18 protein-coding genes, 2 tRNA genes and 2 rRNA genes are annotated in these 23,616 nt (G+C 59.9%); 9 read left to right on the top strand and 13 right to left on the bottom strand.

Annotated features, from left to right (window positions below):
- Positions 1–34: 34 nt before the first annotated feature.
- Positions 35–1,405 (top strand): gluconate:H+ symporter, encoded by a 1,371-nt coding sequence (locus J3D60_RS25025; RefSeq protein WP_253493168.1) that lies wholly within the window; start codon positions 35–37, stop codon positions 1,403–1,405.
- A 3-nt stretch (positions 1,406–1,408) separates the two neighbouring features.
- On the opposite strand, the gene J3D60_RS25020 is transcribed toward J3D60_RS25025, so the two are convergent.
- Positions 1,409–2,698, bottom strand: a complete 1,290-nt coding sequence (locus J3D60_RS25020; RefSeq protein WP_253493166.1) for an MFS transporter — start codon at positions 2,696–2,698, stop codon at positions 1,409–1,411.
- Between the two features lie 185 nt (positions 2,699–2,883).
- Between J3D60_RS25020 and J3D60_RS25015 the strand changes: the two genes are divergently transcribed.
- Positions 2,884–4,302, top strand: a complete 1,419-nt coding sequence (locus J3D60_RS25015) for a short-chain fatty acid transporter (protein ID WP_027606949.1) — start codon at positions 2,884–2,886, stop codon at positions 4,300–4,302.
- A gap of 38 nt (positions 4,303–4,340) precedes the next feature.
- Here J3D60_RS25015 and J3D60_RS25010 read toward each other — a convergent pair whose 3' ends face one another.
- Positions 4,341–4,685, bottom strand: a complete 345-nt coding sequence (locus tag J3D60_RS25010; RefSeq protein ID WP_253493164.1) for a DUF86 domain-containing protein — start codon at positions 4,683–4,685, stop codon at positions 4,341–4,343.
- The gene (locus tag J3D60_RS25005; RefSeq protein ID WP_253493162.1) at positions 4,682–4,972 is read right to left on the bottom strand and encodes a nucleotidyltransferase family protein; all 291 of its coding nucleotides are present in this window, start codon (positions 4,970–4,972) and stop codon (positions 4,682–4,684) included. Before J3D60_RS25005 ends, J3D60_RS25010 begins: the two co-directional genes overlap by 4 nt.
- A 158-nt stretch (positions 4,973–5,130) precedes the next feature.
- Here J3D60_RS25005 and J3D60_RS25000 point away from each other — a divergent pair, with 158 nt between their 5' ends.
- The 3 genes from J3D60_RS25000 to J3D60_RS24990 all read left to right on the top strand — a co-directional run bounded on the left by J3D60_RS25000 (position 5,131) and on the right by J3D60_RS24990 (position 8,776).
- On the top strand, positions 5,131–6,831 hold the full coding sequence (locus tag J3D60_RS25000; protein WP_253493159.1) for an acid phosphatase: 1,701 nt from the start codon (positions 5,131–5,133) through the stop codon (positions 6,829–6,831).
- A 121-nt stretch (positions 6,832–6,952) separates the two neighbouring features.
- Positions 6,953–8,122, top strand: coding sequence for a hypothetical protein (locus tag J3D60_RS24995; RefSeq protein WP_253493158.1), 1,170 nt, complete (start codon positions 6,953–6,955; stop codon positions 8,120–8,122).
- A 144-nt stretch (positions 8,123–8,266) separates the two neighbouring features.
- The gene (locus tag J3D60_RS24990; RefSeq protein ID WP_065938402.1) at positions 8,267–8,776 is read left to right on the top strand and encodes an SET domain-containing protein-lysine N-methyltransferase; all 510 of its coding nucleotides are present in this window, start codon (positions 8,267–8,269) and stop codon (positions 8,774–8,776) included.
- Here J3D60_RS24990 and can read toward each other — a convergent pair.
- A complete protein-coding gene (gene can, locus J3D60_RS24985; protein WP_003188288.1) occupies positions 8,773–9,417 on the bottom strand; it encodes a carbonate dehydratase in 645 nt (214 codons plus the stop codon). The genes J3D60_RS24990 and can overlap by 4 nt on opposite strands.
- Positions 9,418–9,568: 151 nt before the next feature.
- On the opposite strand from can, the gene J3D60_RS24980 reads away from it, so the two are divergent.
- Positions 9,569–9,973, top strand: a complete 405-nt coding sequence (locus J3D60_RS24980; protein ID WP_253493157.1) for a serine kinase/phosphatase — start codon at positions 9,569–9,571, stop codon at positions 9,971–9,973.
- Between the two features lie 73 nt (positions 9,974–10,046).
- On the opposite strand, the gene rimI is transcribed toward J3D60_RS24980, so the two are convergent.
- A complete protein-coding gene (gene rimI, locus J3D60_RS24975; protein ID WP_003188286.1) occupies positions 10,047–10,499 on the bottom strand; it encodes a ribosomal protein S18-alanine N-acetyltransferase in 453 nt (150 codons plus the stop codon).
- Positions 10,492–11,235: an energy transducer TonB gene (locus J3D60_RS24970; protein WP_141157853.1), complete on the bottom strand. Its 744-nt coding sequence runs from the start codon at positions 11,233–11,235 to the stop codon at positions 10,492–10,494. Before J3D60_RS24970 ends, rimI begins: the two co-directional genes overlap by 8 nt.
- Before the next feature lie 187 nt (positions 11,236–11,422).
- Here J3D60_RS24970 and mksB point away from each other — a divergent pair, with 187 nt between their 5' ends.
- From mksB to mksF, 3 genes are read left to right on the top strand one after another with little or no spacing between them, the layout of a single operon-like run.
- Complete coding sequence (mksB, locus tag J3D60_RS24965; RefSeq protein ID WP_027606955.1) at positions 11,423–12,700, top strand: Mks condensin complex protein MksB; 1,278 nt, start codon at positions 11,423–11,425, stop codon at positions 12,698–12,700.
- Complete coding sequence (gene mksE / locus J3D60_RS24960; protein ID WP_065938399.1) at positions 12,690–13,397, top strand: Mks condensin complex protein MksE; 708 nt, start codon at positions 12,690–12,692, stop codon at positions 13,395–13,397. Before mksB ends, mksE begins: the two co-directional genes overlap by 11 nt.
- Positions 13,394–16,234: an Mks condensin complex protein MksF gene (mksF, locus tag J3D60_RS24955; RefSeq protein ID WP_027606957.1), complete on the top strand. Its 2,841-nt coding sequence runs from the start codon at positions 13,394–13,396 to the stop codon at positions 16,232–16,234. The genes mksE and mksF overlap by 4 nt, the downstream gene beginning before the upstream one ends.
- A gap of 60 nt (positions 16,235–16,294) precedes the next feature.
- Here mksF and J3D60_RS24950 read toward each other — a convergent pair whose 3' ends face one another.
- The 7 genes from J3D60_RS24950 to J3D60_RS24920 all read right to left on the bottom strand — a co-directional run bounded on the left by J3D60_RS24950 (position 16,295) and on the right by J3D60_RS24920 (position 23,604).
- Positions 16,295–18,598 (bottom strand): PqiB family protein, encoded by a 2,304-nt coding sequence (locus tag J3D60_RS24950; protein ID WP_065938398.1) that lies wholly within the window; start codon positions 18,596–18,598, stop codon positions 16,295–16,297.
- Positions 18,591–19,214 (bottom strand): paraquat-inducible protein A, encoded by a 624-nt coding sequence (locus J3D60_RS24945; protein ID WP_027606959.1) that lies wholly within the window; start codon positions 19,212–19,214, stop codon positions 18,591–18,593. The genes J3D60_RS24950 and J3D60_RS24945 overlap by 8 nt, the downstream gene beginning before the upstream one ends.
- Positions 19,201–19,860, bottom strand: a complete 660-nt coding sequence (locus tag J3D60_RS24940; protein ID WP_065938397.1) for a paraquat-inducible protein A — start codon at positions 19,858–19,860, stop codon at positions 19,201–19,203. Before J3D60_RS24940 ends, J3D60_RS24945 begins: the two co-directional genes overlap by 14 nt.
- Before the next feature lie 152 nt (positions 19,861–20,012).
- Positions 20,013–20,128 (bottom strand): 5S ribosomal RNA (gene rrf / locus J3D60_RS24935).
- 152 nt (positions 20,129–20,280) lie between these two features.
- Positions 20,281–23,172 (bottom strand): 23S ribosomal RNA (locus tag J3D60_RS24930).
- Between the two features lie 249 nt (positions 23,173–23,421).
- Positions 23,422–23,497 (bottom strand) — tRNA-Ala (locus J3D60_RS24925).
- Between the two features lie 30 nt (positions 23,498–23,527).
- Positions 23,528–23,604, bottom strand: a tRNA-Ile gene (locus J3D60_RS24920).
- Positions 23,605–23,616: the final 12 nt, after the last annotated feature.

Genomic DNA, 23,616 nt, shown 5'->3' with positions numbered 1-23,616 from the left:
AATTCTCCCAACCTGTTCGATAAGGAGTCTCGCCTTGGCGTTATCGACTGCCGCGTGGATGGTTCACGACACCCGTCTCATGCTCTGCGTACTGCTGGCCATCGCCAGCATCATCGTGCTGATCAGCGCGACCAAGTTGCCGCCTTTCCTGTCGATCCTGATCGGCACCTTTATCGCCGGGGTCGGCGCCGGGCTGCCAGCAGAAGAAGTGGCCAAGGCCTTCAGCAAGGGCGCCGGGGCGATCCTCGGTGAGGCCGGGATCATCATTGCCCTGGGCTCGATGCTGGGTTCGCTGATGGCGGAATCCGGCGCGGCCGACCGCATCGCCACCACCCTGCTCGGGCTGGGCAAGGGCAAGTCGTTGCCATGGGTGATGGCGCTGGTGGCGATGGTGATCGGCCTGCCGCTGTTCTTCGAAGTGGGCCTGGTGATGATGGTGCCGATCATCTTTGTGATGGCCAAACGTTCGAACCAGCCGCTGTTGAAAATCGCCATCCCGGCGCTGGCGGGCATGACCACCTTACACGCCCTGATGCCACCGCACCCGGGGCCGCTGATTGCGGTGGGCGCGTTGCACGCCGACCTGGGCCTGACCATGTTGCTGGGCTTTTGCCTGGCGGTGCCGGCGGTGATCCTCGCCGGGCCGCTCTATGGCAACTGGCTGTCCAGGCGCCTGCATGTGGATGAGCCGGCCGACATCGGCGCGCTGTTCAGCGCCCCGCCCAAGGCCCCGCGCCAGCCGAGCTTTGGCGTGTCATTGCTGATCATTCTGTTGCCGGTGATTCTGATGCTCGGCAGCACCCTGGCCAAAGTCGCGCTGCCAGCGGAAAGCAGCGTGGGCCTGACCCTGAAATTCCTCGGCGAACCGCTGATCGCCCTGGGCCTGGCAGTGATCGCCGCCGTGATCTGCCTGGGCTGGGCCGCCGGGATGCCGCGCGCTGAGGTCGGCAACACCCTGCGCAAGGCCCTCGCGCCCATCGCCGTGTTGCTGCTGACCATCGGCGCCGGCGGCGGCCTCAAGCAAACCCTGCTCGACGCCGGCGTCAGCCAGACCATCAGCAAAGTCGCCGAAGGCGCGCACATGCCGTACCTGCTGCTGGCCTGGTTGATCGCGGTGGCGCTGCGCCAGGCCACCGGCTCGGCCACGGTCGCCACCACCACGACCGCCGGCATCCTCGCACCGATGATGGCCGGGTTGGCGGCGACACAAAGCTCACTGGTGGCACTGGCGATCGGCGCCGGCTCGGTGTTCTTCTGCCACGTCAACGATGCGGGGTTCTGGATGGTGCGCGAGTACTTTGGCTTGCAGCTGAAACAGACGATTTGGGTGTGGTCGGTGTTGCAGACGATTGTTTCGGTGGTCGGGTTGGTCGGTACGCTGGTGCTGTGGCACTTCTTGACCTGATCTTCAGGCCGCCAAGGTGTGGCGCTTGCCAAACAGCGTCACACACCCCACCCCAACCGCGCCCATCACCACGCAATACCCCACGCAAATCCACGGGCTGGTCGGCATCAGCGCGATCAGCATCAGCGGCGTGGTACTTGCCCACAGTGCGTAAGCGATGTTGTAGGTGAAGGAAATGCCCGACACCCGCACCTGCGCCGGAAACAGGCCGACCATCACCGACGGCACCGCACCCACCACCCCGCAACTCAAGCCCGCCAGCGCGTACGCCGCGCCAAGCCAGATGCCGCCGCTGATCAGGCTTGCGTACAGCAGGAAAATACCCACCGGCAGCAGCAGGCTGTAGACCAGCACCGCGCGCCAGGCACCGATGCGGTCTACCAGCAGGCCGGCGAGGACGCAGCCGATATTCAGGAAGACAATGCCCAGGGCGCTCAAGGCAAAGGTGTGGCTGGGGCTCATGCCGAAGGTTTTCTGCATCATGGTCGGGGTGATGACCACCAGCACCACCACGGCGGAGGTGAGCACGCAGGTGAGGATCATCGCCGGCAACAGTACGGCGCGATGGTCACGCAGTACGGTGCGCAGCGGCAGCTCGGCAGCGGCCTGGCGGCGGGCCTGCATTTCGAGGAAGACCGGGGTTTCGCTGAGCCAGCGCCGCAGCCAGACGCCGATCACGCCGAACACACCGCCGAGCAGGAAGGGGAAGCGCCAGGCATAGTCGAGGATTTCGGTCGGGGTGAAGGCCTGTGCCAGCAGCGTGGCAGTCAGCGCACCGAGCAGGTAGCCGAAGGTCAGGCCGGCTTGCAGGAAGCCCAGGGCATAACCACGATGGTTGCGCGGTGCGTGTTCGGCGACGAAGGTCCAGGCGCTGGGCACTTCACCGCCCACCGCCGCACCTTGCAGCACGCGCAGCACCAACAGGATCAGCGGTGCGAAATAACCGATCTGTGCGTAGGTGGGCATGATCCCGATCAGCAGGCACGGCAACGCCATCATCAGGATGCTCAGGCTGAACACACGCTTGCGCCCCAGGTGATCGGCGAAGTGCGCCATCAGGATGCCGCCCAGCGGACGCGCCAGATAACCGGTGACGAAGATGCCGAAGCTTTGCAGCAGGCGCAGCCACTCGGGCATTTCCGGCGGGAAGAACAGTTGGCTGAGGGTCAGCGCAAAGAACACGAAGATAATGAAGTCGTAGATTTCCAAGGCGCCACCCAGGGCGGCCAGGCCCAGGGTCTTGTAGTCGGAGCGGGAAAAACGCTGCGCCTGTGGAACAGAGGTGGCAGTCATGTTGAGGCTCGGCAGACAAACAAAATGGCGTGCAGGTTATGAGCTGAGCCGGTTGATGGCAATCGCGGCAGATATATTTGTTTTCCTCATCGATCGATGAAGATAACTGCATTCCCATATCAATGGCCGTGGAGGAACATGCCGAAAAATTGCCGACACCATAATAACTACAAGAGGAAAGACTCGTGGCCGATGCTATCGAAGAAAGCCGCTATGCCCGCTTTGCCCTGCGCTGCTCGAACTTTGCCGAGCGCTGGTTCCCGGACTCCTGGGTGTTCGCCGCCCTCGCCGTGATCATCGTCGCCGTGGCGACCCTGGGCATGGGCGCCGCGCCGACCGAAGCCGCCAAGGCCTTTGGCGACGGGTTCTGGAGCCTGATCCCGTTCACCATGCAGATGGCCTTCGTGGTGATCGGTGGCTACGTGGTCGCCAGCTCGCCACCGGCGGTCAAGCTGATCGACCGCCTGGCACGCATCCCGAAGAACGGCCGCTCCGCCGTGGCGTGGGTCGCGTTGATCTCCATGGTGGCGTCATTGCTCAACTGGGGCCTGTCCCTGGTGTTCGGTGGCTTGCTGGTGCGTGCGCTGGCCCGCCGTACGGATTTGCGCATGGACTACCGTGCTGCGGGTGCGGCGGCCTATCTTGGGTTGGGCGCGGTGTGGGCGCTGGGGCTGTCGTCGTCAGCCGCACAATTGCAGGCCAACCCGGCCAGCTTGCCGCCGTCGATCCTGTCGATCACCGGGGTGATCCCGTTTACCGACACCATCTTCCTGTGGCAATCCGGTGTGCTGTTGCTGGCACTGATCGTGGTGTCGCTGATCATCGCCTACGCCACCGCGCCCGGCCCCAACAGCGCCCGTGACGCCAAGGCCTGTGGCGTCGACCCGGCCTTCAACCTGCCCAAGCTGCAACCACCGGGCCGCCCCGGCGAATGGTTGGAACACAGCCCGTTGCTGACCATTCTGCTGGCATTGCTGGCGGCGGGCTGGTTGTTCCATGAGTTCTCGACCAAGCCGGCGATCAGCGCGATTTCGGGGCTGAACACCTACAACTTCCTGTTCATCATGGTCGGCGCCCTGCTGCACTGGCGCCCGCGCAGCTTCCTCGATGCGGTGGCCCGTGCAGTGCCGACCACCACCGGCGTGTTGATCCAGTTCCCGCTGTACGGCTCGATTGCGGCGCTGATGACCGTGGTCAAGGGCGGCGACGGCCAGACCCTGGCGCACCATATCTCGACCTTCTTCACGTCCATAGCCTCCCACGACACGTATGCCCTGCTGATGGGCGTGTACTCGGCAGTGCTGGGCTTCTTTATTCCGTCAGGCGGCGGCAAGTGGATCATTGAGGCGCCTTATGTGATGCAAGTGGCCAATGACCTGCAGTACCACCTGGGCTGGGCGGTGCAGATCTACAACGCGGCCGAGGCGCTGCCGAACCTGATCAACCCGTTCTACATGCTGCCGTTGCTGGGAGTGCTGGGGTTGAAGGCGCGGGATTTGATCGGGTTTTCGTTTGTGCAGTTGCTGGTGCACACACCGTTGGTGCTGTTCCTGCTGTGGGCGCTGGGGACGACATTGAAGTATCTGCCGCCCGTCATGCCTTGAATCACTGATGACTGCACCTGTTGTAACAACAGGTGCAGTCACGCTGCAGTTACGGGAAGACGCGCCAATAGATCAGGCAATGCGCTCTGGATCGTGTCCCAAACCACATCGAGGTTGATCTCGAAGTAACCGTGAGCGATGCGGTTACGCATTCCCCGCATGCTGCGCCAAGGAATGTGTGAATGAGCCTCAGCGAAGTGCGGGTGCAGATCCATGATTTTCGTCGACGCCTCGCCGATGATGACCAGACTCATGACCACCGCTTGTTGAGTACGCCTGTCTTCCAGAAACTCTTCCTTGCTAAGGCCCTCTACAAAACTGATCGCATCAGCAGTGGCCTGCCTTATGTGATCCAAATAATCCTCGAGGCGATTTGCTGTCATACAGGCCGGGCCTCAGCCAACACTTTTGCGCGAAACTTCAAAGGCAAATCGGCAGGCGTCAGTAGATCCACATTGACCCCCAACAGGTCCTCAAGCTCAACTTGAAGCCCGCCAAGATCAAACAAAGTGGTTCCCGGCGGCGCATCGACCAGCAAATCCAGGTCGCTGCCTTCTTGGTCGGTACCCAGCAATACAGACCCAAATACCCTCGGGTTTGAGATGCGAAATCGGCCCACCACTTCTCTGACGGCTGAACGTTTTAGATCAAGGGCGGTTGAAGGCTTCACGGTTCACCTCAGTGATGTCCATTATTGGGCAAGTCTAGCAGCGCTGGCCGCGCGTAGACATGTCTTGCTCATCACACCGCTGTCTTCGTTCCGTCACATTGCATTGCTACCGTCCTGCGAAATATCTTGCAACATCTCGCCAGCCAGGACTCCCCGCAATGAGTGATGATCACGAAGACCGCCCTTCCCCTGATTCCATGGTCCAACCGCCGGTAGACACCGGCCGTCGGCGCTTCCTGGGGGGCGCGGCGGTGTTGGGGGTTGGCGCGACCTTGAGTGCCTGCGGCAACAGCAGTGAGACGCCGGGCAAGCCGGTGGTGCGGCCGCTCACGCCCCAGGAGCTGGACAAGGCATTGCACGACCAGGTGAAGACCGTGGTGGTGATCTATGCCGAGAACCGCAGCTTCAACAATCTGTTTGCGGACTTCCCAGGCGTTGAGAAACCGCTGTCGGGGCTTTCCGCCGCCGACACACAACAGCGCGACCGCGACGGCAGCCTGTTGACCACCCTGCCCCCGGCCTGGGGCGGTGTGCTGCAAGTGGGCCCGCAAAGCGTGGACGGGGTGACTTACCCCAGCGAAGTGCAATTCCAGGAAAACCTGCCCAACGCCCCGTTCGCCCTCAAGGGCCCGAACGCCGAAGACCTGCCGTTGAGCCTGGTCACCCGCGACTTGTGGCACGTGTTCTACCAGAACCAGATGCAGATCAACGACGGCAAGAACGACGGTTTCGTCGCCTGGGCCGACGCTGGCGGCCTGGTCATGGGCCATTACGCCCAGAGCCGTTATTCCCTGCGCCTGTGGGATGTCGCCAAGGAGTTTGTGCTCTGCGATAACTTCTTCCAGGGCGCGTTTGGTGGCTCGTTCCTCAACCATCAATACCTGATCAGCGCCACCGCGCCGTTCTACCCGAATGCCGCGCAGTCGGTGGCCAAGGCGCAGATCGCCACGCTGCAAAGCGATGACCCCACCGACCCGCGTCTCAAGCCCCTGGATAAATCCCCGGCCAGCGCCATGACCGGCCCGCCGCAGTTCGGCCCCAGCGCGCTGACCCCGGACGGCTACGGTGTGAACACCCTGGCACCGCCGTATTGGCCGACCTGGATTCGTGACCCGGAAAACCCGGACTACGCAAAAGCCGACCTGCCCAACGTGCTGGTGCCGCAGACCCATGAGCACATCGGCGACAAGCTGTCGAAAAAGAACGTCGACTGGGCCTGGTACGCCGGGGCGTGGCAAGCGACGCTGGATCAGTTCAAGGATTCGGGCGGTATCCCGAAGATCCCCAACTTCCAGTACCACCACCAGCCGTTCAACTATTTCAAGCAGCAGGGCCCCGAGAATCGTGCCGAGCGTGACAAGCGCCTGCGCGATGGCGGTTTGGGCGATGAGGCGAGCACCAATAAGTTCTTTGCCGATGCCCAGGCCGGCAAGCTACCGGCGGTGAGTTTCTACAAGCCCCAGGGCAACCTGAATATGCACGCCGGTTACGCTGATGTGGCGTCGGGCGACCGCCACATCGTCCGCGCCTTGAAGGTGCTGCAGGAAAGCCCGCAATGGAAAAACATGGTGGTGGTGGTGACCGTCGATGAAAACGGCGGCTGGTGGGACCACGTCGCCCCGCCCAAAGGCGACCGCTGGGGCCCAGGCACACGGGTTCCGGCGCTGGTGGTCTCGCCCTTCGCGCGCAAAGGCACCGTGGACCATACGGTGTACGACACCGCGTCGATCCTGCGCTTGATTACGCGGGTCTTCCAACTGGAGACCCTGGACGGGCTCAAGCAACGCGATGACGCCATGATTGCCCGCGGACAGAAACCCATGGGGGATTTGAGCAACGCGTTGCAGTTCAGCATGTAGGACGCTTATCCAATAGCGACATGCCTGGCGATTTAGCACGCGGTTTTCCTGGCCAACCGCTACTGTGAGGAGGTGGGCTTTCACCCCGCGCAGACGGGCTTTCGCTGACAAGGAATCAAGTATGTTCAAACCGACCAGGTTGTCCTTCACCCTGGCCGCACTGATGGCCAGTGCGGTCGTACACGCCGACATCGAAGTACCGCTGGGCAGCACTCAACGGGTTACCCAGTTGTTCGCCTACCCCAATAACTGCAATGTGATCTGCTTTCGGCCATGGACGCTGGAGCAGACCGCCGAGCACTACCTGAACCAAAGCCTGCAGCGCGATGGCTACAGCCGAGCCAAGGTCAGCGTCAAGAACCATGAAGGGCAGCTCGCCGCGACCTTCAGCGGTGTACCCGACAGTTACGGCCAGCCCCTGACCGCGCTGCTCAATACCGCTGACCTGGCCTACCAGGGCGCAAGCAGACTCAACAGCGACGGCAAGTGGGCGTACAACTGGTACCTGTTCCTGCCACTGGGCATGGCCCTGGAAAACCGCAAGAGCATCGAGTTGCTGCATTTCCCGCCGGATTATTCGCTGACCCAGGCCCAGGATTACCTGGAGTCGGCCACCACCGACCGCTGGGCCAGCCTGCTCACCGATAACGGCGTGCCGGCCACCGAAACCCCGGCCTACCAGACCATCATAGATATCGCCCCCATTGCCGCACCTTCCAATGCGGGCAAGGACCTGGAGAACGTCTACGGCTACTTCACCGACTACCAGACCCGCATGGTCAGCGAACTGAGCCTGCACCCCAACGGCTCGCTGCCAATGGTCGCGTTCGGCGCGCCGGTGCGCAGTTGGATCAAGCAGCAATACGGGCAAACCGTGGGTGTGCTGGGCCTGGCGCAGATCAGCCCTGCCGCGGGCAAGACCGTCTCGGTGCTGGGCGCCAACCACCCCAGCTACATCTGGTACGCGGCCAGCCCGGACACCTATGACGGTAACGAGCAGAAAGCCGATGAAGCCGGCTTGAAAGTGATGGGCCAGGACTTGAGCGCCGCCTGCTGGCAGGCCGGAATGGGCCGGAAACCCGCGAGCGATCCGAATGTGCTGCTCAAGGCCTGCATGAACACCTGGCAGGTCACGCGCAAAGAACAGACCTGCGAATTGTTCTACACCTCGGTGCGCAACCTGACCCCGGAACAGGCGAACGCCAAATGCGCCACGCCTTCGATCAAGACGCAGCTCAAGCAGCTGAAGAACGCAGCCCCCGCCCCCAGCATCACGGCGCCTGCGCTGTAGACAGCAAAAAAATCCGATTTCTACTGTCAAAGTTGACAGTAGAAATCGGCTCCACGTTCAGCGAGTCTTGAGCCGGGCCCATCCGCTGCAAGACTGGTAGTCAGCCACCACCCGCAGGTCGATGCAGCCTAACCAAGGAGAGTTATGAAAACTCAAGCCATGGACCAGGCTAAAACCGCTGTGAGTGATGGTTTGTACCCGTTCAAGACACTGCTCGTTGAACAGGGCTATCCCTCGGCCAAACACTTTAAGGTTGAGCGCGACGGCGGCGTCAGGGCTCGCGTGGATTTTGACGGCCGCGTGCGCATTGCCCGGGTGTCCGGTTACGCCGTGAACGAGCGCCGCCCACGTACGCTGCAGCTGTCGGCCCGCATCCACCTGTATGACAGCTGGTTCTGCGGCCTGCTGCGACACTCCTGCAATCCGAATGTGTTTTTCGACACCACTTACCTGGAACTCTGGACCGTACAGCCCATCCTCGCCGGCGCCCCGCTGACCCTGGACTACGCCAGTACCGAGGACACCTTGTTCCGACAGTTCGCCTGCCAATGCGGCGAGCTGAACTGCCGGGGCTGGATCACCGGCAGCACAGAGTGTTTGAACGCCGAGGGCCAGGCGTTCATGACCCATTGGCGCGAACGCAAACGGCCTTAGGCTTCGCCCAGCGGACGCAGGCGATACTGCGGCGGCAATTGCTCGAAGCCACTGATGGTGGTGTTCAAGCTCTTCCAACGGCCGTCCTTGATGCCGTAGATACAGCCGTGGATCGACAGGCTCTGCCCACGGTGCCAGGCATTTTGCACAATGCTGGTGTGGCCGACGTTGGCCACCTGCTGGATCACGTTCAGCTCGCACATGCGGTCCACACGCTCCTCTTCGGTCGGCAGTTGGGCCAGCACGTCACGGTTTTCGTAGTAGAGATCGCGGATGGTGCGCAGCCAGCCGTCGATCAGGCCGAACTGGCGGTCCTGCATCGACGCGCGCACGCCGCCGCAGCCATAGTGGCCGGTGACGAGGATATGTTTGACCTTGAGCACATCGACCGCGTACTGGATCACTGACAGGCAATTGAGGTCGGTGTGCAGCACCACGTTGGCCACGTTGCGGTGTACGAACAGATCACCGGGCAGCATGCCGACGATCTCGTTGGCCGGTACCCGGGCATCGGAACAACCGATCCACAGGTATTCGGGGGTCTGCTGGCGGGCGAGCTTGGCGAAGAATTCGGGATCTTCCTGTTTGATCGCATCCGCCCAGCGTTCGTTGTTATCAAGCAGGTCTTGTAGTTCGTTCATCAGGGAAAGCCTCAGGAATGATGCGCAGCTTTGACAGACGACCGCCCGTCCGGGTCACGCCGATCATAAAGATAGCCGGCGGCCAATTACTTGAATCTTGGGGGGCCATGCCTGTCCACACACTATAAGCCCCACAGTATGAGGATTGGCCATGACTGAATCACGACGTCCCTACGGCGCTACACAGCCCGAACCGATTGACGACAACGAAGATCGCATGGGCTCGATGCGCGAGCTGGATTTTGACGAAGACGAGCCGACGGCGGAGATCGGTGATGAAATACCTCGTGGCGAGCGCGAGCACCTGATCCCAGACGAGCGGGTGCGCGAGGCCGGACTGACCGGGGCTTCAACGGCTGATCATGAATCGACCGATGATGATATGAGCCCGGAAACCCTGATCCATGAAGACGGTGCGCGGGATGCTCGGGAGGCGGGCGAAGACAACCCGGCGGATTTTGACCTGAGCATTGTCGATGAAGATGACATTGGCGGCGGCAATGGCCTGGATGAAGCGGAACTGGCTGATCTGGACCCGGTAGACGGAAACCGTTGACACTGCGCAAATCCAGATATGGGAGGGGCGGTGCGATGATTCGACCTGCCCCCTGCCACATTGGCTTGTGTGTTTAATCGACCAGGGTGCAGGCCATCACGACTGCATCCTCACGCCCCCCCACGGCTGGGTAATAGTCCCGACGACGCCCAATCTCGTTGAAGCCATAGCGCTCATACAGGCGGAACGCGCCGGTATTGCTGTCGCGCACTTCCAGGAAGCATTCCCGCGCGTTGGCGGCATAGGCGCGGGACATCAGGTGTTCCAGCAGTGCCAGGCCCAGGCCACGGCCCTGGTTTTCCGGCTTGACGGTGATGTTCAGCAAATGCGCTTCATCCAGGATGATCTGCACCACGCCGTGGCCTACCTGCTGCTCGCCTTCGAACATCAGCCAGATCTGGTACTTGCCCAGCCCGTCGAGAAAGATCCCGCGGGTCCAGGGGTGGCTGAATGCCGCGTATTCGATTTTCAGCACGGCGTCGAGGTCGGCCTCGGTCATCGGGCGGAAGGATAAAGCCTCACTCATCGGTTGTTTTCCAGCGCGCCATCAGCCGGCGCATGGCTTGCCAGACATCAGCCTTACGCTGTGGCTCTTCCATTAATAATTCCAGGCCCGGCAGGGCCCATACAGAACCCAGGCCCTCGACCTGCAGTTCGCGGTACCAGGCTTCGGCGTTCGCTTCGCCGGCAAACCGTACGGCGGGCAGGCCGATCAGCCACAGGCACACGCAGGGTTCGTCCTCCAGGCGTGCCGAGACGAAGCCTTGCACGAAATCCCGCGCCGCTTCCGGGCCCTGGTCCATGGTGCCGCGTACCAGCAGCGGCCAACGGACCGGGTCGCCGACGATTTGCGGGCTGTCGGGCAGGCCGGCGGCGCGCAGCATGTCCTTGAGCAGCATGTAGGCGGGGTCGCGGGTCTGGAAGCGCTCGCCGGTGGGTAACTCCACCAATAGCAGGCAACGCCCGGCCCGCAATAACTGCAGGGCAAAGCGTGGTGGCGGCACCACGGGGGCCTTGGCAACCGGCGCAGCCGCTTCGGCCACCACGGGCTTGGCCATTGGCCCCGGGCGCGGCACCTCGACCTTGACGCGTTCAACCGCAGGACGAGCTTCCAGTACGGGTTTGACCACGGCCACCGGTGCAGCCGCCTCCTCCCCCGAAACCTCGAACGCCTCATAGGGTTCAAGCGCCTCTAACAGCTCGGGCCGCGACGGGGCGGCGAACGGCAGTTCGGTGCGGGGCAGCCAGTTGACCACCTGCATGGCGGTCAAGTAAGCGCGACGTCGGGACTCGATAAGCACAGCTCGGCCACTTGTGGATAAGTAAAGAGCGGGGATTCTACCGCTGTTCGGTAACAATCGCCCACTGTGCACTGACCGACTGTGGATAAATCCCGCGCCTGATGCAGTACAATCGCGACTTTTAATCGCCAACCAGCCGGCCATTCCCATGATCGAACCCAAGCGCGTCCTGCGCGCCCTCGCCGAACACTGGGCCTTACTTGAGCCACTGTGCGAACACTTCGACCAAGGCACCCTGAGCCTCGGCGAGCTGCGCGCACAACTGGCCGCCCAACAACTGGACAGCACGCCCCAGGACATCACCAGCCTGCTGGACGTGTGGATTCGACTGGATATCCTGGTGCCTGTCGCCAAGAGCCCTAACCGTTTCGAGCTCAACGCGCAGATCCACGACTTCCTGGCTTATCTTCGCAAGGAGCACCGGCTTGGCCTGTGCCTGGAAATCGAAGCCTACCTGCGCCATCTGGAGCGCCTGGCCGGTTATATCCAGGATGCCTTCGACATCCGTGATGGTCACGACCTGGCCCGCCAACTGCGCCTGCTCGACATGCGCGTACGCGACGTACTGAAAAAACTCGCCAACGACGAACAGGCCCTCGCGGCCGTGGCCGACCGTGCCAAGACCAGCGACCGGCAGATCCCGTTGCGCCAGCGTTATGCTGAAGTTCTGGCGACCTGGGACGAGTACGTCGAACCGATGATCCAACTGGTGAACGCCGACGGTGCCTTCGAACAAGGCGTGCGCAAGGTGGAAAACGTGCTGCTGCGCATGCTCACCGAGCAACAGCGCCTCGGCCACCTGGTGGACGACGACATGCTGCTGCGCACCCACGCGCGCATCCTCGAAATGCAGACCAGCGCCCAGTTGACCTTGCGGCATGCCCGCGAGCTGCTGTTGCCGCTGCGCGAAGAAGCGCGTCGGCACAACGCCGTGACCCGCGGTGCGGCGCTGGCGCTGTCGGCCATCCGCCGTAAGGGCCTGGACGCGGTGCCGCAGGCGGCGATGCCGATGTTTACCCGACCGCAAAGCACCTTCCTCGGCAGTGCCAGCCAGGTCGAGGCCTATGTGTATGCCCTGGCGAACTTCGAGCCGAAACCGGCCCGGTTCCCCAAGGCGCACAAGTCCCACAAGGGCGAAGCCCAGCGCGCACCACGGACGGTCAAGGAAATGCTCGAGCGCTGCGAAGACGCACTGCCGATGCCGGACCTGATGACCTGGCTGCTGGAGCAGGAACCGGACGGTGCCACCGACGAATTGCTGTACTGGTTCTCGCGGCTATCGCGGGAGAAACGCTTCAAGCGCGAGCGCCTGGAACGCCGCGATTACCACACACACGAGCACCAGGTCAGCCTGCGCTCATTCGCCCTGCTCCCGGCCGGCACCGACGCCGCCGAGCATTCTGCGAGTACACCTCATGCATCTTGATCTATCCGAACTGTCCCAGCTGGCGCCGATCTTTCGCGAGCTGTTCAAGGGTTACCACGTCAGCCGCCGCGACCCCGAGCTGTACACACAACTGTCGAACTTCCAGGACCAGTACCGCACGCTGTTCAAGGCCCTGGGCTTTGAGCTGGTGTGCGATACCCGTGGCTTCTACTACTTCGTGCCGGACTCCGCGATTGCCAGTGCGCAGGTCAACAAGACCGCCCAGCGCCTGGCGTTGTTCACCTTCATCATTGTCGAGCACCTGGCCGACCAGGGCCGCGACCCGATCGCCGTGCTCGACGGTGGCAGCCTCGGTCGCGATGAACTGCCGTCCCTGCTGGAAAAATACCGCGACCTGTTTATCCAGGCCGAAGTGCAGACCCAGGAAGAACTCGAAGAAAAAATCATGCGCCGCATGACCCAGCTGGGTTTTGCCAGCGAAGACAACGGCATCTACCGCTTCCTGCCGCCGATGCACCGCTTCCTCGACGTGTGCCTGTCGGTGCAGCAAGACCGTGACCTAGCGGCCAGCGTGCACAGCGTGTTGCCGCTGCCGGCACCGGTGATCATCGACGAAGACAGCGATGAGAAGCTGCTGAAGACCGATGACCCGCTGGATTTGAGTGACTTCGCGGAAGAAAGCGAAGAAGACGCCCTGGCCCGCGCCATTGCCGAAGAACAGGAGACCGACGCATGAGTAAGGAACGCTACGGCATCCGCCGCTTCGCCCTATTGAACACCGCCGGTTACAGCCTGGGCTTGTTCCCGCTGGAAGAGCCGCTGTCGGTGTATGGCGCCAACAACCTGGGTAAATCCGCGTCGATCAACGCCTTGCAGTTCCCGATCCTGGCGCGCATGTCGGACATGAGTTTCGGCAAGTACACCCTGGAGCAATCGCGGCGCTTCTACTTCGCCACCGACACCAGCTACATCCTGGTGGAGGTGTCCCTGCCCCATGGCCCCCACGTAATCGGCGTGGTCGGGCGTGGCCCGGGCGGCGGTTTCGGGCACCAGTTCTTTGCCTACGCCGGCAAGCTGGACCTGGCCCACTATCAGAAAAACGACACCTGCCTGCGTCAGAAAGAGCTGTTCACCAACCTTGAGCGCGAAGGCCTGAAAGCCTACGAACTCAAGCCTGACGAACTGCGCCGTTTGCTGGTGGGTGGTCATACGTCGATCCCGCTGGACCTGACCCTGATCCCGCTGCGCTCCACCAGTGAGCAAAGCCTGAAAACCTTCCGTGCGCTGTTCATCAACCTGCTGCACATGCGCGAAATCACCGCGGCCAAGCTCAAGCAGCTGTTCCTGGATGCGTTCGAGCATAGCCTGCGTTCGGGTAGTGTGGATTACATCGCAGCGTGCGAAGAAGCCTTCCGCGACGTACGACGTATGGAGCAGGACTACAATTCCCTGGTCGCAGCCGGCCCGCTGGTGGAAGCCCTGGCCAACGGCGTTCGCCAGCGCGACGTCCTGCGCGGCAAGCTGCATCGCCTGTCGCCGCTGCTGGATTCGCTGCTCGGCACCTGGTCGGACTATGCCAGTGCGCGCAAGGAAGAGCTGACCATCCAGGCCGAGCACTACCGCAACGAGCAGGACGCACTGCAGAACGACCAGCGCGGCGGCACCCAGGAGCTGATGCGCCTGGAGCGGGAAATCAGCGGTATCCAGCGTTGGCTGGGCGAGCTGTCGGTGCTCAAGCATCGCTTTGCCCTGGTGGATGACGTCAAGGTGCTGGAGCAGCAACTGCTGGCGGCCAAGGATGCTCACGATGAACTGGCGGGCGCCCTGGCGCAGTCGCGGCAGTTCAGCGCCGAGGATCTGGACGAGCGTCTGCGTGACCTGGAAAAACGCTTGAAGTCGGTCAAGCAGCAGCTTGATCACGCCGACAACAACAGCTATGCCAAGCTGCGCGAAGAGTTTTCGCAGCAGGACGTCGAGCGCCTGATGCGCTTGTTCAACAGCTCGTTGTTCAGCCTGCCATTGGGTGAACACGGCATCACCCTGGACGAGGACGGCCAGTGGGTCAAATCCCTGGAGCAGATCCTCGATGGCTTCAAGGGCGAGCGCTTTGAAGTGCCGGGGCTGTCCATCGACATCTCCCACATCGAACCACCGGCGCTGCAGGCCCTGGCGGATCGCGCGGCGTTGCGCGACCAAAAGGAACGCCTGGAGAAAGAACTCAAGCAGCTGAAAACCCAGCAAGCCGTGGCCTCCGACCGCGCGGCGAGCAAGACCCAGACCGAAGCGCTGTACCAGCAGGTGCTGGACGCGCAAAAGGCGCTGGAAGACTTCCGTCGCGCGCAAACCCTGAGTGCCGAAGAAGGCGAAAAACTGGAAAACCTGGCACAGATGGAAGCGGCCCAGGATGAATTGAAACGTTCCAGCGATGCGTTCACCGAACGCGTCCAGCAACTGTCCGCCAAGCTGCAACTGGTGGGCCGCCAGATCGGCGATATGGAAGCCAAGCAACGTACGCTGGATGACGCCTTGCGCCGCCGGCAGCTGTTGCCGGCCGACCTGCCGTTCGGCACGCCGTTCATGGACCCGGTCGATGACTCCATGGACAACCTGCTGCCGCTGCTCAATGACTATCAGGACAGCTGGCAGGGCTTGCTGCGTGCCGATGGGCAGATCGAGGCGTTGTACGCACAGGTACGCCTCAAGGGCGTGGCCAAGTTCGACAGCGAGGATGATGTAGAGCGTCGTCTGCAATTGTTGATCAACGCTTATGCGCACCGTACAGATGAGGCGCTGACACTGGGCAAGGCGCGCCGCGCGGCGGTCACCGATATCGCCCGGACCCTGCGCAATATCCGCAGCGACTACGACAGCCTGGAACACCAGCTGGCGCTGTTCAACCGCGAGATCAACAAGCGTCAGGTGTCCAACCTGCAGAGTTTCCGCATCGTGCTCGCGCCGAACAAGGAAGCCCTCAAGCATATCGACCAGATCATCCACAGTGCTGGCCAGTACGAAGAAGGCGAAACCCTGTCGGTGTTCGACCTCAGCCAAAGTGCCGAGCAGGACAACAAGAACGAAGAGGCCAAGGAATACCTGGCCCGCCTGGTGGCCGCCAACCATAACCAGTTGGGCCTCAAGGACCTGTTCGAGCTGGCCTTCGAGATCACCAAGGTGCACGGCCAGCCGGTGATCCACACCGACATCGATGGCGCGGCGTCCAACGGCACCACCATGACCATCAAGGCGCTGACCAACATGTACCTGTTGCTGCACTTGATGGACCGTGACCAGGCCGGGCGTGTGCGCTTGCCGTACTACCTCGACGAAGCAGCGGATATCGATGAGAAGAACCAGGCGGCGTTGCTGGAAACCAGTTTGCAGCTGGGCTTTGTGCCGATCCTCGCCAGTGTGAAGCCGCAGGTGTCTGCCCAGGTGGCAATCGACCTGGAAGGCGGCAGCGGGCCGAACGGGATCTACATTGATGAGGCGGACTGGAAGTACATCCGTCGCCATGATGTGGTGAAGGCAACAGTGAATGTGCAGGCGGATGAGCCGGAGCTGGATGAGGTCTGACGTTTTGCGCTGAAATGTAAAAAGGCCGCGATCCATTGGATCGCGGCCTTTTTTGTAGCTTTATTTGCCGAGTGGGATTTTCGGTGCCCAGGTCAGCCATTCCTCTTCGAATTTGTCGAACAGCGGGAAGGTTTGCTGCGGCCGCGCGGCGTTGCCCATGCGGTCGCCGTCTGGCGTGGCAAATGCGATACCGCCGGCCACAAGAGTCTCCAGGGACTCGGTGCGCACCGTCGCCCCCTTGAACAGGCCAAAGTCGAGGCCAAAGCCGCTGGTGTTCCAGAAGCGGCTGCCACTGCGTACCAGCGGTGCGTACTTGGGCTCGATGAGGATGTGGATCAGCACCCGATCGGCGGTCTGGCCCAACTCGTAGCCGGTCACTTTGCCCACGGTGACTTCACGGTAGGTCACCGGCACACCTTCCTTCAACGAGCCACGGCGTGCGGCGCTGAGTGTCAGGCTCAGGCCGGCCTCCTGGCGGACAGCTTCAGGGGGTTGGGCCAGTGCGACGAAGCTCTTTTGCGGACCGGCGTTTTTCGCAGCCGGCTGCACCTCGATGTATTGCCCGGTGACCAGGGTTTCCAGGTTGGAGGTTTTCATCAGGCCCAGCTCTGGCTTGACCACCCAGAACTGGCTGCCGACGCGCGCGATGCGATCCGCTACTTGGGTAATACGTGCGCTGAGCAACACCGATTGCATATCGGCACTGAGGTCTACGCTCTCGATCTTGCCCACATCCAGGCCTTTGAAACGTACCGGTGTGCCTGGACGCATACCGTCAGCACGCTCGACCTTGATGGTTACCAGGGTGCCATGCTGATTGGCCGCCTCACGGTCGGCAAACAAGCGGAATCGTGGAATGCGCTTTTTCAGTGGTACGTTCGGCTGCGGCGTTTCGAAGGCAATACCGCCGGCCATCAGGCTGGCCAGGGACTCACTCTTCACCTGGATACCACCGGTAAGGCCGCCGGTCAGGGTCACGCCGCTGGCATTCCAGAAACGTGTCGAACCGTTAACCAGGTTTTCGTATTCCTTCTCGATATGAACGCCGATCACCAGTTGCTTGTTCTTGCGCGAGAACTGGTAGCTCTGCACCGAGCCGACCTTGACCTGTTTGTAGAGGATTGGGCTGCCGACATCCAGGGAGCCGAGGTTGTCGGTGAACAGCACCATGTGCAGGCCTGGGGAACGCAGGTCCAGCGGCGGCGCCTTGGCGCGGGCGACGAATTCGCGTTGCGGGGCGCTGCCTTTGTCGCCAGGACGAATGGCGATGTAATTACCTTTGACCAGGGCTTCCAGGCCGGTAATACCAGCCAGCGAGATGGAAGGTTTGACCACCCAGAACTGGGTGTCCTGAACCAGGTAGTCTTCGGCCAAGGGGTCGAGGGTCAGCTCGGCGTTGGCGCTGGACAGGTCCGGGTCGATCTTCAAGGTTTTCAGGCTGCCCACCTGAATGCCTTTGTACATCACCGGTGTACGACCGGCCTGCAGGCCTTCGAAGTCCGTGAGCTTGACCTTGGCCTTGATACCGGCAGCGGCCGCATCGAAATCTTCGTACAGGCGGAACGGCAGGCTCGGATCGGTCGGCGGGCTGTCCTTGCGATTCTCCGGCGTGGCGAAGGCAATGCCGCCTGCGACGATGCTGGAGAGAGATTCGCTGCGCACCTTCACGCCGGAGAGATTGGCATCGATGCTGATGCCGCTGGCGTTCCAGAAACGGGTGTGTTTGCGCACAAGGTTGGCGTAGGTCGGCTCGATGTAGACCTTGATCTCGACGGTGCTCTGGTCCTCGGAGAGCAAGTAGCTTTTGACCTGGCCGACCTGTATCTGCTTATAGAACACCGGACTGCCACGGTTGAGCGAGCCAAGCCGGTCGGCCTTGATGGTCAGGTGCAGGCCAGGCTTGGCGTCGGACAAAGGCGGCTCTTCGGAGAGCGCCTTGAATTTGCGTGTGGGCTCACCGTCACCGGGGCTGGCGGCGATGTAGTTACCCGACACCAGGGTTTCCAGGCCGGTGATACCGGCAAGGCTGACACTGGGCTTGACCAGCCAGAAGCGCGTGTTGGTCTTGAGGTATTGCTCGACATCCTTGTTCATCTCGATGGTGGCAATCACCCCGCGATTATTGCCCTCGTCGTCAAGGGCAAGGGTCTTGACCTTACCCACGGACATGCCTTTGTAGACCACTTCGGTTTTGTTGGCCTGGATGCCTTCGCCGCTTTCAAAGCGCACCTGGATCTCAATACCCTGCTGGGAATAGGCACGCCACCCCAGCCAACCGCCGATGATCAAGGCAATCAGGGGAAGAACCCAAATGGCTGACCAGTTGGAGGCCGGGCGGGTTTTAGCTTTAGGCAAATCACTCATGGTCGTCGTCCGACTCCGTGTTATCCCAAATCAGTCGGGGATCAAAAGTTACTGCGGCAAGCATCGTAAGGATCACCACACTGGCGAACGCTGCGGCGCCGAGGTTGGCCTCGACGCTGGCAAGCCGTCCAAAGTTTACGACCGCCACCAGGATGGCGATCACGAAGATATCCAGCATGGACCAGCGGCCAATGAATTCGATAAAGCGGTACATGATAATGCGTTGCTGCGCGGAAAGCGGTTGGTGACGCTGAACCGAGAACAGTAAAAGGCCAATGCCCACCAGCTTGAACGTTGGCACCAGGATGCTGGCGATAAACACCACAGCCGCAATCGGGAACATGCCGTGCTGCACCAGTTGAATGACTCCGGCCATGATGGTGCTGGGCTCGCCTTGGCCAAGAGAGTTGACGGTCATGATCGGCAACAGGTTGGCGGGGATATACAGAATGGCCGCCGTGATCAGCAGGGCCCAGGTACGGGTGAGGCTGTTGGGGCGACGGGCATGGATCAGCGCACCGCATCGGGTGCAGGTTTGCTCATCGGTATCAGGCTCTTGTTTGTTCAGCTCGTGGCATTCAGTACAAATCAGAATGCCCGCATCAATCGCCCGCATGATCATCTTCCCCTGACAGTGCTTGCCAGATCTGGTGCGGCGACATCACCACCTCAAGCAGAACCTGAACCATTAATAGGCTGACAAAGCAGGCCAGACCCAGGCCGATGGTGATTGAGGCCATGTCGGCGAGTTTCACGATCGCCACCAGTACGCCCATCAAGTAGACCTCCAACATTCCCCAATCTTTCATATGATGGTAGATGCGGTACAGCAGCAGGCCGTAACTACGGCCGATCTTCCAACGAATACTGAGCAGCACCGCCAGCTGGCAAAGCAGCTTGAGCAGCGGAATACCCATGCTGCATAGGAACACCACGGCGGCGACGCCTTGCATCCCGGTATCGAATAGACCGACTACGCCACTCCACACGGTGTCTTCTGAGGACTGTCCAAGTAGATTGAGCTGCATGATGGGCAGAAAGTTCGCCGGGACGTACAGCAACAGCGCGGCGAGTACCAGGGCGAGGCTGCGCTCAACGACATTATGGCGGTGAGCGTAGAGTTCATAACCGCAACGCGGGCATTGGGCTTTTTCACCGAGGGCGAGCACGGGTTTACGCATCAGCAAGTCGCACTCATGGCATGCCACCAAGTTGTCCAGTGGTACATCCGACACCTCAAGGGCATCAACCGGATCCGGCATAGATAGGGCTCTGACTCTAAAAAAGGTTAGGTGCCTATTCTAGTGGTCTGGTTCAGAAATAACTGTGCAAATTTGTCGTGCGTCTTTCCACACTTTTCGACCGCCCAAAACAAAACCCCATCTGCTTTCGCAAATGGGGTTTCGGAATTTAATCTTGACGATGACCTACTCTCACATGGGGAAACCCCACACTACCATCGGCGATGCATCGTTTCACTGCTGAGTTCGGGATGGGATCAGGTGGTTCCAATGCTCTATGGTCGTCAAGAAATTCGGGTACTGAGTCGTGGCCAGCGGGCCTCGCTTCAGCAAATTGGGTATGTGACAGCTGTCGGTGTTTTGTGAAATCTCGAACTTTCGGTTCATTGCGTCTTCACACACCGCAATCTGGCCTTTCGACGCAAATTGCTTGGGTGTTATATGGTCAAGCCTCACGGGCAATTAGTATTGGTTAGCTCAACGCCTCACAGCGCTTACACACCCAACCTATCAACGTCGTAGTCTTCGACGGCCCTTCAGGGGACTCAAGGTCCCAGTGAGATCTCATCTTGAGGCTAGTTTCCCGCTTAGATGCTTTCAGCGGTTATCTATTCCGAACATAGCTACCCGGCAATGCCACTGGCGTGACAACCGGAACACCAGAGGTTCGTCCACTCCGGTCCTCTCGTACTAGGAGCAGCCCCTCTCAAATCTCAAACGTCCACGGCAGATAGGGACCGAACTGTCTCACGACGTTCTAAACCCAGCTCGCGTACCACTTTAAATGGCGAACAGCCATACCCTTGGGACCGGCTTCAGCCCCAGGATGTGATGAGCCGACATCGAGGTGCCAAACACCGCCGTCGATATGAACTCTTGGGCGGTATCAGCCTGTTATCCCCGGAGTACCTTTTATCCGTTGAGCGATGGCCCTTCCATACAGAACCACCGGATCACTAAGACCTACTTTCGTACCTGCTCGACGTGTCTGTCTCGCAGTCAAGCGCGCTTTTGCCTTTATACTCTACGACCGATTTCCGACCGGTCTGAGCGCACCTTCGTACTCCTCCGTTACTCTTTAGGAGGAGACCGCCCCAGTCAAACTACCCACCATACACTGTCCTCGATCCGGATAACGGACCTGAGTTAGAACCTCAAAGTTGCCAGGGTGGTATTTCAAGGTTGGCTCCACGCAGACTGGCGTCCACGCTTCAAAGCCTCCCACCTATCCTACACAAGCAAATTCAAAGTCCAGTGCAAAGCTATAGTAAAGGTTCACGGGGTCTTTCCGTCTAGCCGCGGATACACTGCATCTTCACAGCGATTTCAATTTCACTGAGTCTCGGGTGGAGACAGCGCCGCCATCGTTACGCCATTCGTGCAGGTCGGAACTTACCCGACAAGGAATTTCGCTACCTTAGGACCGTTATAGTTACGGCCGCCGTTTACCGGGGCTTCGATCAAGAGCTTCGCGTTAGCTAACCCCATCAATTAACCTTCCGGCACCGGGCAGGCGTCACACCCTATACGTCCACTTTCGTGTTTGCAGAGTGCTGTGTTTTTAATAAACAGTCGCAGCGGCCTGGTATCTTCGACCGGCATGAGCTTACGGAGCAAGTCCTTCACCCTCACCGGCGCACCTTCTCCCGAAGTTACGGTGCCATTTTGCCTAGTTCCTTCACCCGAGTTCTCTCAAGCGCCTTGGTATTCTCTACCCAACCACCTGTGTCGGTTTGGGGTACGGTTCCTGGTTACCTGAAGCTTAGAAGCTTTTCTTGGAAGCATGGCATCAACCACTTCGTTACCTAAAAGGTAACTCGTCATCAGCTCTCGGCCTTAAGATCCCGGATTTACCTAAGATCTCAGCCTACCACCTTAAACTTGGACAACCAACGCCAAGCTGGCCTAGCCTTCTCCGTCCCTCCATCGCAATAACCAGAAGTACAGGAATATTAACCTGTTTTCCATCGACTACGCTTTTCAGCCTCGCCTTAGGGACCGACTAACCCTGCGTCGATTAACGTTGCGCAGGAAACCTTGGTCTTTCGGCGTGGGTGTTTTTCACACCCATTATCGTTACTCATGTCAGCATTCGCACTTCTGATACCTCCAGCAAGCTTCTCAACTCACCTTCACAGGCTTACAGAACGCTCCTCTACCGCATCACTTACGTGATACCCGTAGCTTCGGTGTATGGTTTGAGCCCCGTTACATCTTCCGCGCAGGCCGACTCGACTAGTGAGCTATTACGCTTTCTTTAAAGGGTGGCTGCTTCTAAGCCAACCTCCTAGCTGTCTAAGCCTTCCCACATCGTTTCCCACTTAACCATAACTTTGGGACCTTAGCTGACGGTCTGGGTTGTTTCCCTTTTCACGACGGACGTTAGCACCCGCCGTGTGTCTCCCATGCTCGGCACTTGTAGGTATTCGGAGTTTGCATCGGTTTGGTAAGTCGGGATGACCCCCTAGCCGAAACAGTGCTCTACCCCCTACAGTGATACATGAGGCGCTACCTAAATAGCTTTCGAGGAGAACCAGCTATCTCCGAGCTTGATTAGCCTTTCACTCCGATCCACAGGTCATCCGCTAACTTTTCAACGGTAGTCGGTTCGGTCCTCCAGTTAGTGTTACCCAACCTTCAACCTGCCCATGGATAGATCGCCCGGTTTCGGGTCTATTCCCAGCGACTAGACGCCCTATTAAGACTCGCTTTCGCTACGCCTCCCCTATTCGGTTAAGCTCGCCACTGAAAATAAGTCGCTGACCCATTATACAAAAGGTACGCAGTCACCCAACAAAGTGGGCTCCCACTGCTTGTACGCATACGGTTTCAGGATCTATTTCACTCCCCTCTCCGGGGTTCTTTTCGCCTTTCCCTCACGGTACTAGTTCACTATCGGTCAGTCAGTAGTATTTAGCCTTGGAGGATGGTCCCCCCATATTCAGACAAAGTTTCTCGTGCTCCGTCCTACTCGATTTCATGACTAAGAGATTTTCGCGTACAGGGCTATCACCCACTATGGCCGCACTTTCCAGAGCGTTCCGCTAATCTCAAAGCCACTTAAGGGCTAGTCCCCGTTCGCTCGCCACTACTAAGGGAATCTCGGTTGATTTCTTTTCCTCAGGGTACTTAGATGTTTCAGTTCCCCTGGTTCGCCTCTTGCACCTATGTATTCAGTACAAGATAACCATCTTATGATGGCTGGGTTCCCCCATTCAGACATCTCCGGATCAAAGTCTGTTTGCCGACTCCCCGAAGCTTTTCGCAGGCTACCACGTCTTTCATCGCCTCTGACTGCCAAGGCATCCACCGTATGCGCTTCTTCACTTGACCATATAACCCCAAGCAATCTGGTTATACTGTGAAGACGACATTCGCCGAAAATTCGATCATACTCAATTAAGAGCCACTCACAAATTTTACCTTAGCCTGATCCGTTACCAGTGAAAGTAACGTTCAGTCTATCTTTCTATCACATACCCAAATTTTTAAAGAACGATCTAATCAAAGACTAGAAATCAACATTCACCATCATACTGATGGAATGCTCATTTCTAAGCTTTCATAACGCAGAAGCAGTAGTGGTGGAGCCAAACGGGATCGAACCGTTGACCTCCTGCGTGCAAGGCAGGCGCTCTCCCAGCTGAGCTATGGCCCCGTATTTCTACAGGCGTTTCCCACACAAAATTGGTGGGTCTGGGCAGATTCGAACTGCCGACCTCACCCTTATCAGGGGTGCGCTCTAACCAACTGAGCTACAGACCCAATTTCGGGCTG

This window comes from Pseudomonas sp. S3E17 (genome assembly GCF_024168685.1).
Taxonomy (GTDB): Bacteria; Pseudomonadota; Gammaproteobacteria; order Pseudomonadales; family Pseudomonadaceae; genus Aquipseudomonas; species Aquipseudomonas marginalis.
The sequence above is the reverse complement of the archived record's forward strand: the minus strand, read 5'-3'. Positions and strand labels throughout refer to the sequence as shown.

Bases quoted from the DNA above. Each gene is read 5' to 3' on its own strand.
- J3D60_RS24945 (WP_027606959.1), bottom strand. From the start codon at position 19,214: ATGCGGGCGATTGATGCGGGCATTCTGATTTGTACTGAATGCCACGAG.
- J3D60_RS24970 (WP_141157853.1), bottom strand. From the start codon at position 11,235: ATGCAGGTGGTCAACTGGCTGCCCCGCACCGAACTGCCGTTCGCCGCC.
- J3D60_RS24940 (WP_065938397.1), bottom strand. From the start codon at position 19,860: ATGCCGGATCCGGTTGATGCCCTTGAGGTGTCGGATGTACCACTGGAC.
- mksB (WP_027606955.1), top strand. From the start codon at position 11,423: ATGATCGAACCCAAGCGCGTCCTGCGCGCCCTCGCCGAACACTGGGCC.
- J3D60_RS25000 (WP_253493159.1), top strand. From the start codon at position 5,131: ATGAGTGATGATCACGAAGACCGCCCTTCCCCTGATTCCATGGTCCAA.
- J3D60_RS24950 (WP_065938398.1), bottom strand. From the start codon at position 18,598: ATGAGTGATTTGCCTAAAGCTAAAACCCGCCCGGCCTCCAACTGGTCA.
- J3D60_RS25010 (WP_253493164.1), bottom strand. From the start codon at position 4,685: ATGACAGCAAATCGCCTCGAGGATTATTTGGATCACATAAGGCAGGCC.
- mksE (WP_065938399.1), top strand. From the start codon at position 12,690: ATGCATCTTGATCTATCCGAACTGTCCCAGCTGGCGCCGATCTTTCGC.
- J3D60_RS24995 (WP_253493158.1), top strand. From the start codon at position 6,953: ATGTTCAAACCGACCAGGTTGTCCTTCACCCTGGCCGCACTGATGGCC.
- rimI (WP_003188286.1), bottom strand. From the start codon at position 10,499: ATGAGTGAGGCTTTATCCTTCCGCCCGATGACCGAGGCCGACCTCGAC.
- J3D60_RS25020 (WP_253493166.1), bottom strand. From the start codon at position 2,698: ATGACTGCCACCTCTGTTCCACAGGCGCAGCGTTTTTCCCGCTCCGAC.
- J3D60_RS24990 (WP_065938402.1), top strand. From the start codon at position 8,267: ATGAAAACTCAAGCCATGGACCAGGCTAAAACCGCTGTGAGTGATGGT.
- J3D60_RS24980 (WP_253493157.1), top strand. From the start codon at position 9,569: ATGACTGAATCACGACGTCCCTACGGCGCTACACAGCCCGAACCGATT.
- mksF (WP_027606957.1), top strand. From the start codon at position 13,394: ATGAGTAAGGAACGCTACGGCATCCGCCGCTTCGCCCTATTGAACACC.
- can (WP_003188288.1), bottom strand. From the start codon at position 9,417: ATGAACGAACTACAAGACCTGCTTGATAACAACGAACGCTGGGCGGAT.